This is a genomic window from Robiginitalea sediminis, assembly GCF_002198115.1.
Taxonomy (GTDB): Bacteria; Bacteroidota; Bacteroidia; order Flavobacteriales; family Flavobacteriaceae; genus Robiginitalea; species Robiginitalea sediminis.
In genome coordinates, this window is record NZ_NGNR01000003.1 from 180,949 (window position 1) to 193,927 (window position 12,979).

The following is a 12,979-nucleotide window of genomic DNA, read 5'->3' on the forward strand; positions in this document are numbered from 1 at the left end:
AATGATCCCCATGACTCGACTGCTGCCCTTTGTCTTTTTTGTATCCCTAACCCTCAACCTGGCAGCCCAGGGAAGCCACCTGGCTGCGCTGGAGCGCCTGCAGCTCGGCATGACGGAGGATTCGGTCCGTCTGGAATTGGAGCGCCTGGACCTGGAGCCTGAGGTATTCAGGCCTGAGACGGTGCGCTTCCCCCTGGCCCGGGATACCGAATCCCACTGGCGGGTTGCCGGATCCCCGCAGGGAAATGATAGCCCCAGTGCCCTCGTCCTGGTTCTTGCCGACGGACAGTTGGCCTTCATACAGGTCTCAGGCGGCGTTTCCGAATGGCTCGAATCCAAAGCAGACACCCCCTATAACAGCTACGCGGGTTACCGGTTTTACGCGGATCTGGGAGTGGTCGCCTTGCCAGGTGAAGCAAAACTCTGGCTACTGGGCCCCGAAGGCCTGCACCTGAACCTCTTCGCCTGGGACCACCCCCTGCTTTCCGGCCGTTCCCTTCCGGAGTACCCCTTGGAGGTTGCGGTCCCGCCCTACCTGGAGATGGGCGCTTCCCAGGAGGTGCTAAAGCCTTTATTGGAGCGTATTTCGACCAGGATCATCCCTGAAATCCTGGATGGCAGCGACCCCAATGCCCAGGAACAACTCAATTGTTTCGGGATTCCGTATGCCGGGTTTGCCCGCAAGGCCGAGGCCCGGTTTGGAGATGGGAAGCTCAATACGGTGTGGATCCTGACAGCCAAAGCCGAGGAAGACCGGATCCGCCAGTTGCTGCAGCAACAGTACGGGCCCCCTGTTTTTACTTCGGATGCCTGGGAGGCTTACCAGGACTGGCAGGTCTTCCTCCGCAAGGACAAACCAGAGGTCCTCTTCCTGACCGCGGAGTTGGGGCACTACTACAAAAAGGAATATTTCGGCCAGTAAGGGTTGTGGCGGATACGCCTCTGTTTGTTATCTTGTGGGGAAATCATTCTCCTACGAAGATGAAAATTGAACAGATTTATACCGGTTGCCTTGCTCAGGGCGCCTATTATATTGAAAGCAAAGGCGAAGCCGCCATTATAGACCCCTTGCGGGAGGTGGACCCGTACCTGAAGCGGGCTCGTGAGGACGGGGCCGAGATCAGGTATATTTTCGAGACCCACTTCCATGCCGACTTTGTGAGCGGGCACCTGACCCTGGCAAAGGAAACGGGCGCCCCCATTGTTTACGGACCCCTTGCAAACCCATCCTTTGAAGCCCTTATTGCGGAGGACGGGCAGGTCTTTCCACTGGGGGAAATTACCATAGAGGTACTCCATACCCCAGGGCATACCATGGAAAGTACGACGTATTTGTTGCGGGACCAGTCCGGGAAGCCCCACGCCATCTTTTCCGGGGATACCCTCTTCCTGGGCGATGTGGGCCGGCCCGACCTGGCCCAGAAGGCTGCGGATATGACCCAGGAGCAGCTGGCTTCCACCCTCTATGACAGCCTGCGCAACAAGATTATGCCCCTGCCGGACGAGGTGATTGTCTACCCCGCACACGGGGCGGGCTCTGCCTGTGGCAAGAACATGATGAAGGAAACCGTGGACACCCTGGGCAACCAGAAGAAAATGAACTACGCCTTGCGGGCCGATATGACCCGGGAGGAATTTATAGCGGAGGTCACTGAGGGCCTTTTACCGCCCCCGGCCTACTTTCCGCTTAACGTGAAAATGAACAAGGAGGGGTACGAGGACATCGATGAGGTCCTGGAGCGCGGGACCCGCGCCCTCAGCCCGGATGCTTTTGAGGCGGCAGCCAACGAAACCGGGGCTGTGGTCCTGGATGTCCGCCACCAGGATGAATTTGTGAAAGGCCACGTCCCTCGATCTATTTTTATCGGCCTCGATGGGGATTTCGCCCCCTGGGTAGGTGCCCTGATCGCCGATGTGGCCCAACCCATACTGCTGGTAACCCCGGAGGGCAAGGAAGAAGAGACCGTAACCCGTCTCTCCCGTGTAGGCTTCGACAATACTCTGGGCTTCCTGGAGGGCGGGTATGCTGCCTGGGAAGCCGCCGGCAAGGAAACGGACCGGATGCGTTCCGAGACCGCCGAGGACCTGGAGGACGAGTTGGAGGAGAACCTCCAAAGGGTCTTCGATGTGCGCAAGGCCAGCGAGTACTTCTCGGAGCGTCTGGAAGGAGCTGTCAACACCCCCCTTTCGGAACTCAATGACCACCTGTCGGAGTTTCCGGCAGAAGCACCCTTCTATGTACACTGCGCCGGGGGTTACCGTTCGGTGATCGCCGCTTCCATCCTCAAGAGCCGTGGTTACCATAACCTGGTCAATATAGAAGGCGGTTTCAAAGCCATCCAGGAAACGGCCCTGCCCGTTACAGACTATGTCTGTCCGACCCAGATGGGCAAAGCCTGACACCTCTTTGGTAAGGCCTGTGTTACTAAAGGGTTAAGTGTTAAAAAAATCTCAACAAAATCTTAATAAGCTGTACGGAAATTCCGTAGCTTTAGAAAGGTAAGCGATATGTTCAAGGCATTTTTGAAACAACTGGGGTGGATGAATACCCTGCTCCTGCTGGTTGTTTTCTCCATCATTGTAGTTGCGGAAGTCCGCTATTTACAAGGGCAGACCCTGGAGGCGATTTTCATCGGGCTTTGGGCCCCTACCATTCTGGGCTTCATGAATTATCTCAGGGTTAAGAAGTAGCTATGGACCTGGTCCTCTCGTATTCCATTTTTGTAGGCGTCATTTTCATGGCCTGGCTGCTATATGTCATCCGGCAATACAACAAACTCGGCAAATAGCCCGCCTGCTCAGAACTCGCTTTCAACGCCCATCCGACGGATTTTCCCCGGGTTTTTCAGCATATAGGATTCCAAAATGCGCCGTGTATCCGGGTTATGCCGCTGGGGGGTTATCCAGGTCTCCAGGTCTTCCGGGCGGCTGATAGGGGTGTCTTCCGAAACAAAACCATATCCCTTGTATTCCCCATCCTCAAGCCAAACCAGGGCCCGTTCCCCGGGTTCCCGGCCCTGCTCTCCGATAAGCAGGTGCTCGCCTTCCCGGTCCAGGGATTCAAGTGCCTGGAGCACCTCAGTATTATAGGCTTCCGCTTCCTGTTCTCCCCGGCAAACCCCACGGCATTCCGGTACCCGGAAATGCCCGCAGTGCGCTACTCCCTCCTGCAGGTGGCAGTATTTGGCGCAAAGCCCATAGCGGGTGCAGAACTGCTCCAGGAAGAGCCGGGCATCGGCCAGGCTGAAAAAGACCTTGTGGGCCTGTTGGCCCTTCCCAAGCCGGTTCAGGGCCAGGTGAAGGATTCCCGCCTGGTCCCGGTAACTGAAAAGCCCATAGGCCGGTCTTACCGTCTTCTGGGCCCGGTTAAACGGGGGAAAGTATTTTTTGATGGCCGCACTCTCCATGAGCAGGGCCAGTAGGTCCGAGCCCGAGCGCTCGAAATCGATGTGGGCCGTCTCCCGGCAGAGCTGCTGTTCCCGCTCGGAACTGTCGTAAAAGTGCCCCAACACCCTTTTTTTGAGGTCAATGGCCTTGCCCACATACAGGAGTTGCCCCTGCCGATCCCTGAAATAATATACCCCGGGGGCATTCGGGATTTTCAGGAAGGATTGCCTGGGCAGGTGGGGCGGGAGGGTACTTTCGCGGGAACGCGCATTCAGGGCGTTTCCCAGGATGGTTTTGCCTTCCGGATGATGCCAGATTTTAGAAAACAGGTAGGCCGTGGCCAGCGCATCTCCCGCTGCCCGGTGCCTGTCCTCCAGTGGAATGCCCAGGCTGTTGCAGAGCTTCCCGAGGCTGTAAGACCTCAGGCCCGGGAAAACCTTGCGGGACAGCCGGACGGTACACAGTTTTTTGCGGGTAAAATCTATACCACAGCGTTCGAATTCCCGCCGGACAATGGGGTAGTCGAAGTTGACCGAGTGGGCCACAAAGACCCGCCCGCTGGTAAACGCGGCAATCTGCTCCGCCAGGGCCCCGAAAGGGGGTGCCCTGCGCACCATGGCGGTGGTAATCCCCGTAAGGCCGGTAATAAAGGTCGGGATGTCGCAACCGGGGTTCACCAGGCTGCTGAAGGAGTCGGTAATCTCCCCCTCGTCGATATTGAACAGGGCAATCTCGGTAATGCGGTTCCCGGTGGCCCCGGTGCCTGTGGTCTCTATATCTACTACCGTGTACATACCAGGTGCCCCATATTTCCCATTAAGTTACTTTCCTCCCTTGATGCTGCTTTCCATAAGGGCTTTCCCCAGTTCCTGGGCGTATTTCTGGGTGGCCTTTTCAATCTTGACCGGGTCCTCCACCACAAAGCGGCCCACCCATTGCAAATTGTCTCCCGAGGCTTCCCTGAGGTCGTAGAGTGTGCTCTCCAGTACATGGCGGGTTCCGGTAATGAGACGGTCGGGCTCCCAGGTGGTCGCAGGATAATAACTGACATACCTGCGGAAACGCCCATAATACACGGGATAGTAGTCTGTGGTGGCACTTCCGGGGATTACTTCCTTATACTCCTCGGTGTTGACCAGGTTGGTCACGATAGCCCCATCGTAGCCGGCATCCCGGAGTTGCTGCCGGATGGTCTCGGCCTGGGCCTCGCTTACCTGCCCTTCCATGGGAATGTCGATTCCCGAATCTATGGAAGGTGTGGCGCTAATGCCCCGGGACGCGAAGAATTCTGCCAGGTCCCTTTCAAACAGCGAGCGGGCAATCCGGTTCTGGCTTCGGGCCAGTACCAGGACTTTCTGATATTCCTTTTTGGTCTTGCTGACATTGTGGGTTTGGGTCAGGTAGGTGGAACACCCGCTTAGGATCAGGGCAAATACCAGGAGAACGATTGTCTTTTTCATGAATAAGAGGTTGAGGTTTAACACCAGGCGGCAGCGTGATCTTTGCCTTAAAAAGTAAATTTTCTGAAAGGCAAGGCCGTTACAACTATGGAGCGGCCTTGTTCAGAATTACGTCAGATTTTATTTAGGGAATAACAGCGTGAATGCTGCCCTAAGCCCCCAGTTAGCGGCCTTGGCATTGCCAAAAAACACCCTGGGCCCCACCGCTACCTGCGTAGCCTGTTTCCCAATGGTGACCACTTTAGAGCCCACTATGGCAAAAACGCCGGAGGACGCATCGAATTCCCAGTTTTGGGTGATTTCCGCTACCGCCGTCAACGCATACCCCCCGGGAAAATTCCGGGCTACAAAAGGCTGGATAAAGGATTGGTTGACATCGGCCCGGGTGTCTGACCCGGCTACGGACCAGATGTGATTCACCAAACCGCCATACGTAAAGGCACCAGCTTGTTGGAGAATCACCACGGTAGGTCCGACCCCGAATTTCTCAGTCCCCAGCAACTCGTCGGTGGCAATAGGTACCAGCAGTACCGGCCCGGCCCCCCAGATCAATCCGGAAGGGGTAGGTTCCTTGGGGGAGAACCATGCGCTGGCCACCATGTCGCTCAGCCCGGTTTGGCTGCTTCCCGGAGCAAAGACATCGTTCTGGGAAATCAGCGGGATCACCGTCCGCGTAATCAGGTTCCATTCCGGCCCTATGCTGATGGGGATTACCGGTTGCATATTCATGGTCCACCTGCTCCCGTCGAACGGCCCAATCCCAAAATCAAAATTGTTTTGGAAAGGAACGCTGATAATGCTGGCGATCGGGTTCTGGAGCTTCTTGGCCAAATCGTCGGCCGAGGAGCCCCCTTGATCGTCCTGGGCATGGATCAGGACCGGCAGTGTGAGGGCCAGGAGGCCGAACAAAATCTTTTTCATTGTGGACTGTTTTTATTGAGGTTATTGTTTTTTATAAATCTGTTTTCCTTCTTTCAGGGTCTCCAATACCTGTATATCCTTTATGGCATCCGGGTCAGCCTTTAGGGGGTTGGCGTCGACGATAACCAGATCGGCCAGTTTCCCGGCTTCGATGGTACCCTTCATGGATTCTTCCTGGTATTGATGGGCTACATTTATAGTCATAGCCTGCAAGCCCTCGTAAGCGGAGATGCGTTGATCTTCTCCCACAACTTCCCCTCCGCGTGAAACCCGGTTAACCGCGGACCATAACATAAATGGTTGGTCCAAAGGGGCAACCACAAAATCGGTATGGTTGGTAGGCCGGATACCCATTTCGATGGCATCTCGCATCGGACTGATATATTGGGCTTGTTCCCGCCCCCTGTTGGCTATATGCGCGTCGGCAAAATAATAGGTGTGAAGGGTGTAGAAGGAAGGAGTAATTTTATACTCCAGGAATTTAGGCAGGTGGTCCTTTCGCGTAAACTGGGCATGGATCAGGGTAATATTCCGGTCCTTGCCAGGATCCTCGGCAGCAATGGCCTCATGGGTTTCAAGGAAGGTGTCGATGGCAGCGTCCCCGTTAGCATGGAGGTTCAGAGGCACCCCAAGATCGTATACTTGTTTTACAAATCCCTGGATCATATCCTTGGGAAAGGTCAACGCTCCCTTCCAGTTCTGCTCCCCTGCCGGCCCTCCGGTCAAATACGGACTGGTGAATGCTGCCGTGCGGCCCTGGGGCGATCCGTCAATGGTAATTTTAACCCCGCCAATTTTCAGGCGGTTATTGTACTTCTCCCATTCTTCCACCGGGAAGTGGTGCAGGGTAGTGTCCAAGTCCGTGATGAAGGGATAGGCTACTACATCAATAAGGTGTGCGCCGGCTTCGGCCGCACGCTGCATAAGTAACAAATCCTTGATATGAGTGGCCCCTTCATGGGCTGTGGTAATGCCATTTGCCGCATAGAGTTCATGGGCTGCCGTTGTCCAGGCCGCTTCTTCCTCGGGTGTCGGTTGGGGTAGCGAGGCAAAGATGGGCAGGTACGCGGTTTCCATGATCAGCCCCCAGGGTTCGTTTGTTCCGGGTTTGCGAACAATGACCCCGCCAGGCGGGGTTTCGGTGGATGCGCTCATGTCCCACCGCTCCATGGCTTGGGAATTAAGTACGCCTCCATGCATGGAGACATGGCCTACCAGTACCGGGTTGTCAGGTAAGGCAGCATCCAGGTCGTCCCGGTTTAGTAAGCGTCCTTCCGGCATCACCGTATCATCGTAACCGTATGCCATAATCAGTTCTCCATCGGGAATCGCATTGTCGGTCTTGAATTGCTTTAGGGCCTGCAAGATGCTTGGAACGTCCTGGCCGGGGCCAGATGGCGGAGGGTACAGATTAAGTTGGTTCGCCACGGATAACGAGCTGAAGTAGTGGCTGTGGGCGTCCAAAAAACCCGGGAGCATTGTTTTACCCTGCAGGTCAACCATCTGGTGACCGGCACCGGCCAGTTCCATAGCCTCCTCTGCGGATCCGGTAAATTCAATTTTTCCATCCCGGACTACCACAGCCTCCACATATTGAGGAGATGCACCAGCCATTGTGAGGATATCTCCCCCAAAATAGACGGTCGCGCTAGAAGTTGGTTCCATGGCGGCCTGGTTAGCGTCCTTGCACCCCAGGGTTAAGAGCAATAGGGCTGCCAGGGCTAGCTGGTACACGGGTTTTTTTAATTTCACAGTTTCAGGTATTTGTTTAGAATTCAGCTTACTTGGCAGCAGTATTTTTGGTATACACAGGTTCCCCCTCCTTGATGGTCTCCAGGACCTGGATGTCTTTGATCGCGTCGGGATCTACCTTGAGCGGGTTGGCATCCAGAATGACCAGGTCGGCCAGTTTGCCCGGCGCCAGGCTGCCCTTGGTGGCATCCTCGAAATGTCCGTAGGCACTCCAGATGGTAATGGCCTGCAGGGCCTCATAGGGAGTCAGGCGCTCCTCCTCCCCAATAATGGCGCCAGACCGGGAGGTCCGGTTAACAGCTGTCCAGACCACGCGCATCAGGTTGGGCAGGGCAACCGGGGCATCGGTATGGATGGTCAGGTTCAGCCCCTTGTTCAATGCAGTCCGGGTAGGACTGATTTTATTGCCGAGGGAATCCCCGATAATTTGTTTGTGCCAGTCCCCCCAGTAAAAGGTATGCAGGGGGTAGAGGGAAGCAATAACGTCCAGTTCCTTAAAGGCGTCCAGTTGGTCTTCCCGGACGTACTGGCCATGGATCAGGGTGTTGCGCCGGTCTCCCAGCCCATATTTCTCAATATTGGGCCGCAGGGTGCGGATCAACTGGTCCATGGCGGCATCCCCGTTGGCGTGGATCAGGGTCTGCCAGTTGTTCTTAAAGCCTTTTTCCAGGATGGCCTGCACGGTGGAATCGCTTGGGATTACCGGGTAACCTGCATAGTCGGGGCCCTGCCCGTCCGGAGGGAGGTGGTAGGGCTGGGTGCGCCAGGCCGTGCGGCCCTGGGGCGACCCATCCAGGGTAACCTTCATCCCGCCAATACGGTAGTGGTTGGTGTAGTCCCGGCTGTTCCAGGGGGTACCCATATACTGGTCTACCAGCATATAGTCGATATAGCTGACCACATCCAGTTTTATGGCGCCTGCCTCCGCTTTGGCAGCCAGTAGTTCATGGTTCTGCATGGCCCGGCCCTCCTGGGCGGTGGTGTATCCAAAGGAAAGAGCCATTTCCTGTCCTGCATCGAAAAAACGATCGGCAGCTGCTTCACTTACAGGGAGCAGGGCCTTGAGCATTTGGGGGATGGCGGCCAGTTCCTCCAGTACGCCGTTGGGGGTTTTTCCGTCGGCTTCCCTGCGGATGATACCTCCTTCAGGGTCTGGGGTGTCTGCCGTGATCCCCAGCTTTTCCAGCCCCTTGCTGTTAACCGAGACAAAGTGACCGGAGATATGCACAATCATTATCGGGTCCTCGGTGCTTACCTGGTCCAGGTCGTGTCTTGTGGGGAAACGTTTTTCTTCCAGGACGGAATCATCGAAACCGCTTCCGAAAACCCATCCGGTAAGGGCGCGGTTTTCTTCTGTATTCCAATCCTTGAGGATCTGGATAAGCGTAGGGATATCTTTGGCCCCGGCATCGGGGGGCGGCAATAACTGCGCCCCTATAGCCTGCAAGCTGAAATTGGCAAAGTGGGCATGTCCGTCAATAAAGCCGGGGAGCAGCGTTTTGCCCTCCAGATTGACCATTTTATGTCCCTTGCCGGCAACTTCCATTCCTTCTGAGGCATTGCCCACAAATTCAATTCGGCCATCGCGGACCACCAGGGCTTCGGCATATTGCGGGGAATCCCCTTCCATGGTGATGATATCGCCATTGTAATACATGGTAGCCTGGGAGGCCGGTGCTTCTTCCTTGCTACTGCAGCCTGAAGCCACTAATGTCATGAGTAGCACCCCGACCAGGGCCAGGCGTGTGGATTGAAATAAAAAGTTCATTATGCGTTTCAGATTTAAAGAATATACGAATAACGTGGGGGAAGGACAGGCCTGAGGAAAATCCCCGGACGCAGTTACTAAAGTGTTAAATTAAACCCTAATTTCCAAGTTTTATGCGAAATGCCGATCAAATAACCTTTAACCCAAGATACCCCACCTCCGAATCCCTTCGCGAAAAGGCGCGTAAACAGATTCCCCGTTTCGCCTTCGACTATCTGGACGGGGGGTGTAACGATGGGGAGAATCTTTTGAGGAACCGGGAGCGCCTCCGGCAGGTAATCCTGCAACCCAAGTATCTGGAAGACTACCCCGGGTGCCGGCTGGAAACCACCGTCTTTGGCAATACCTATGCCGCTCCTTTCGGGGTTTCCCCCATTGGGCTGCAGGGCCTGATCTGGCCGGGATCCCCTGAAATCCTCGCAAGGGCCGCTTTTCAGAATCGCCTCCCTTTTGTCCTCAGTACGGTGGGGACGGCTTCCCTGGAAGACATCGCCCACATTACCGAGGGAAGCGCCTGGTTTCAATTCTATCACCCGGCCGATGATGCCGTCCGGGACGACCTGCTGGACCGCGCCCGGGCCGCCGGGTACCAGGTACTGGTCCTGCTGGCAGACACCCCTACTTTCGGTTACCGCCCCGGGGAAATCCGCTCAGGTCTTTCCATGCCGCCCAGGTGGAACCTCAATAACGCCGCGCAAATGCTGGTCAGGCCCTCCTGGCTCTGGCAGACCATGCGCCACGGCATCCCCCGCTTTGCCAATTTACAGCCGTATATGCCTGCGGGCCTCGGGCTCTCGGGCCTGGGGCGTTTTATGGACTCCTTTTTTCAAAAGCGCATGACCCGGGAAAAGGTTGCCTATATCCGGGACCGCTGGAAAGGAACCCTGGTCCTGAAGGGTGTTAGTACGGTCCACGATGCGCGGGTTGCCCAAAGCCTTGGGCTGGACGGGATTGTGGTTTCGAACCATGGGGGGCGCCAGCTGGACATCGGCCCGTCTGCCCTGGAAGCCCTGCGGGCTATTGCTCCGGCTGTAGGCAAGGAGATGGTAGTCATGATGGACGGGGGGCTGCGCAGCGGTCCGGATATTGCGAGGAGCATGGCCTGCGGGGCAGAACTCGCCTTTCTGGGCCGGACCTTTATGTATGGGACAGCCGCCCTGGGCGGCAAGGGTGGCGACCATGTAGCAGCTATTTTAAAGACTCAGTTGCAGCAGGTTTTGGAGCAACTCGGGTGTAGCAGGCCCTCCGAGTTGCCGACTTTTTTACCCTGAACTGAAGTTCCGGGTGCAGCCTTTACGGAATATAAAGCGCTGTTAAATAGGAAAATACATCACAATTATTTGGATTTCATGACCAAATGGGTCATTGATGGGTAGGTATGCTGCCGCTGGTCGATATTTAAGGTGCATTCATCCCTCCATTGAGAAATCCTGCCCTAGGCTTTCCTACCTTAGCGCCATGCCAAAAACAGGCTCCGACAGGACCTGAGGGAGGTAACCCCACACCAACCTGACTTAAAATGCTTGTGCTGTGATTTAAAAACACGGTACATGCAGAACTTTACTCCTCAACCTGGGTTGAAGGCCTTGCTGCTTTCGGCTCTTTTCCTGATTTCCCTAACCGGGACGGCTCAAGTAGCCACTACCCACCTCTACAACGGGTACGACATAGACTATTGTAAGACCGATGGCTCGGTCTCCTACAACTTTTATTGGCCAGGAGGGCACGAGAGCGGGAACCCGTTCTTTGGTTCGGCCAATGGCGGGAATATGAAATTCCGGGAATTCGAAGACGGCACGGCCCTGATAAGCGGGGTTTCCGTGCAGGGGAGTTGCCGGGCAGAGATTTATGTAGTCCTCACCGGACTCATGGATTGGGAAGCCTGGACCGCTTCGGGGGGCAGTTTTAAGCCCATGGGGTGCTCCGACCCGGACCCCGCCACCATGCGGTATTACACCATAGACGGCAGTAAGAGTTATGTGAAGGTTACGGGAGGGGACTGTGTGGAAACCGGTACCTATGCCATCAGCCAGCGACCCGACCCCCTGGACCCGGCTACGCCCAACCTGGGTGCCCATGCCGGTATTGGCGGAGCCCTTTTCGATTCCGACTCTTCTGTGGAAGGCCTGGCAACCTGGGCCTGGATGGGCCCTGAGTCAGATCCCAAAAAATGGATCATAGATTTTAATTTTCATATTGTCTGCACCACTGAGCACCCGCCCCTGAATTGCAAAACTACAGGGACGGATGTGAGCTGTTACGAGGGCAATGACGGTACGGCTCGTGTTACGGTTACGGGAGGAGAGCCGCCCTATACCTATGCGTGGAGCGGCGGGATTACCGATACCGATGCTGAGGTTACCGGGTTGAGCGCCGGCACCTATACGGTTACTATTACCGACCAGCAAGGGACCCAGACCCAATGCGATGTAACCCTTGGCCAACCCGATAGTGCCCCCGGTTGCGAGGTGGCACTGGAGAATGATGTGACCCAGCCCGGCGGATCTGATGGTTCTGCCACGGTATCGGCCCAGGGCGGAACAGCTCCATATACCTACTTGTGGGATAATGGGGAAACGACTCCAACGGCCGTTGGATTGACTGTTGGCGCGCATACCGTCATGGTAACCGATGCCAACGGATGCCAGACCCAATGCGGGATCACCATAGACGGCCCGGAGCCTCCTGAGGAGGTCTGCGACGGCAAGGACAACGATGGGGACGGCGAAATTGACGAAGGCTTCGACCAGGATGGGGACGGTGTGCCGGATTGCTCGGACATTTGCGAGGGCTCCGATGATACCGTGGATACCGACCAGGATGGGGTGCCTGATGGCTGCGACATCTGTGCCCAGGGAGACGACAATACCGACACCGATGGTGACGGCGTGCCGGATTCCTGCGACATTTGCGAGGCCGGGGACGACAGTACCGATACCGATGGTGACGGCGTGCCGGATTCCTGCGACATCTGTGAAGCCGGTGATGACAGTACGGATACCGACGGGGACGGCGTACCGGATTCCTGCGACATCTGCGAGGCCGGGGACGACAATACGGATACCGACGGGGACGGCGTACCGGATTCCTGCGACATATGTGAGGCCGGGGACGACAGTACCGATACCGATGGTGACGGCGTGCCGGATTCCTGCGACATATGTGAGGCCGGTGATGACAATACCGATACCGACGGGGACGGCGTTCCGGATGCCTGCGACATCTGCGAGGCCGGGGACGACAGTACCGATACCGACGGGGACGGCGTACCGGATTCCTGCGACATCTGTGAGGCCGGGGACGACAATACGGATACCGACGGGGACGGCGTGCCGGATTCCTGCGACATCTGCGAGGCCGGGGACGACAATACGGATACCGACGGGGACGGCGTGCCGGACTCCTGCGACATCTGCGAGGCCGGTGATGACAATGCCGATACCGATGGTGACGGCGTACCGGATTCCTGCGACATCTGCGAGGCCGGGGACGACAGTACAGATACCGACGGGGACGGGGTTCCGGATTCCTGCGACATTTGCGAGGCCGGGGACGACAATACCGACACCGACGGGGACGGGGTTCCGGATTCCTGTGACATCTGTGCCCAGGGCGATGACAATACCGACACCGATGGTGACGGCGTACCGGACTCCTGCGACATCTGTGAGGCCGGTGATGACAATACCGA

The 12,979-nt window shown here is 56.4% G+C and carries 10 protein-coding genes; 5 read left to right on the plus strand and 5 right to left on the minus strand.

The window, feature by feature from the left end; all coding sequences use genetic code 11:
* Positions 1 to 10 precede the first annotated feature (10 nt).
* The 3 genes from CA832_RS10650 to CA832_RS10660 all read left to right on the plus strand — a co-directional run bounded on the left by CA832_RS10650 (position 11) and on the right by CA832_RS10660 (position 2,691).
* Positions 11 to 922: a hypothetical protein gene (locus CA832_RS10650; RefSeq protein WP_143542373.1), complete on the plus strand. Its 912-nt coding sequence runs from the start codon at positions 11 to 13 to the stop codon at positions 920 to 922.
* A gap of 59 nt (positions 923 to 981) precedes the next feature.
* Positions 982 to 2,400 (plus strand): MBL fold metallo-hydrolase, encoded by a 1,419-nt coding sequence (locus tag CA832_RS10655; protein ID WP_088341603.1) that lies wholly within the window; start codon positions 982 to 984, stop codon positions 2,398 to 2,400.
* A gap of 108 nt (positions 2,401 to 2,508) precedes the next feature.
* A complete protein-coding gene (locus tag CA832_RS10660; protein WP_088341604.1) occupies positions 2,509 to 2,691 on the plus strand; it encodes a hypothetical protein in 183 nt (60 codons plus the stop codon).
* Positions 2,692 to 2,798: 107 nt separating this feature from the next.
* Here CA832_RS10660 and CA832_RS10665 read toward each other — a convergent pair whose 3' ends face one another.
* The 5 genes from CA832_RS10665 to CA832_RS10685 form a co-directional block, all read right to left on the minus strand.
* On the minus strand, positions 2,799 to 4,181 hold the full coding sequence (locus CA832_RS10665) for an exonuclease domain-containing protein (protein ID WP_088341605.1): 1,383 nt from the start codon (positions 4,179 to 4,181) through the stop codon (positions 2,799 to 2,801).
* Positions 4,182 to 4,208: 27 nt separating this feature from the next.
* On the minus strand, positions 4,209 to 4,847 hold the full coding sequence (locus tag CA832_RS10670) for a membrane lipoprotein lipid attachment site-containing protein (protein WP_143542374.1): 639 nt from the start codon (positions 4,845 to 4,847) through the stop codon (positions 4,209 to 4,211).
* A gap of 120 nt (positions 4,848 to 4,967) precedes the next feature.
* Positions 4,968 to 5,768 (minus strand): hypothetical protein, encoded by an 801-nt coding sequence (locus CA832_RS10675; protein ID WP_088341607.1) that lies wholly within the window; start codon positions 5,766 to 5,768, stop codon positions 4,968 to 4,970.
* A gap of 21 nt (positions 5,769 to 5,789) precedes the next feature.
* Complete coding sequence (locus CA832_RS10680; RefSeq protein WP_198944475.1) at positions 5,790 to 7,520, minus strand: amidohydrolase; 1,731 nt, start codon at positions 7,518 to 7,520, stop codon at positions 5,790 to 5,792.
* A 28-nt stretch (positions 7,521 to 7,548) separates the two neighbouring features.
* A complete protein-coding gene (locus CA832_RS10685; protein ID WP_233131788.1) occupies positions 7,549 to 9,288 on the minus strand; it encodes an amidohydrolase in 1,740 nt (579 codons plus the stop codon).
* Between the two features lie 113 nt (positions 9,289 to 9,401).
* Between CA832_RS10685 and CA832_RS10690 the strand changes: the two genes are divergently transcribed.
* Positions 9,402 to 10,559 carry an alpha-hydroxy acid oxidase gene (locus tag CA832_RS10690; protein WP_088341609.1) on the plus strand — a complete coding sequence of 386 codons (1,158 nt, stop codon included), beginning with the start codon at positions 9,402 to 9,404 and terminating at the stop codon, positions 10,557 to 10,559.
* A 279-nt stretch (positions 10,560 to 10,838) separates the two neighbouring features.
* Positions 10,839 to 12,979 (plus strand): SprB repeat-containing protein (locus CA832_RS10695; RefSeq protein ID WP_198944476.1); only part of this gene is annotated, 2,141 nt, incomplete at its 3' end.

Coding starts and splice junctions, on each gene's coding strand:
- CA832_RS10660 (WP_088341604.1), top strand. CDS start 2,509: ATGTTCAAGGCATTTTTGAAACAACTGGGGTGGATGAATACCCTGCTC.
- CA832_RS10685 (WP_233131788.1), bottom strand. CDS start 9,288: ATGAACTTTTTATTTCAATCCACACGCCTGGCCCTGGTCGGGGTGCTA.
- CA832_RS10655 (WP_088341603.1), top strand. CDS start 982: ATGAAAATTGAACAGATTTATACCGGTTGCCTTGCTCAGGGCGCCTAT.
- CA832_RS10665 (WP_088341605.1), bottom strand. CDS start 4,181: ATGTACACGGTAGTAGATATAGAGACCACAGGCACCGGGGCCACCGGG.
- CA832_RS10650 (WP_143542373.1), top strand. CDS start 11: ATGACTCGACTGCTGCCCTTTGTCTTTTTTGTATCCCTAACCCTCAAC.
- CA832_RS10675 (WP_088341607.1), bottom strand. CDS start 5,768: ATGAAAAAGATTTTGTTCGGCCTCCTGGCCCTCACACTGCCGGTCCTG.
- CA832_RS10670 (WP_143542374.1), bottom strand. CDS start 4,847: ATGAAAAAGACAATCGTTCTCCTGGTATTTGCCCTGATCCTAAGCGGG.
- CA832_RS10690 (WP_088341609.1), top strand. CDS start 9,402: ATGCGAAATGCCGATCAAATAACCTTTAACCCAAGATACCCCACCTCC.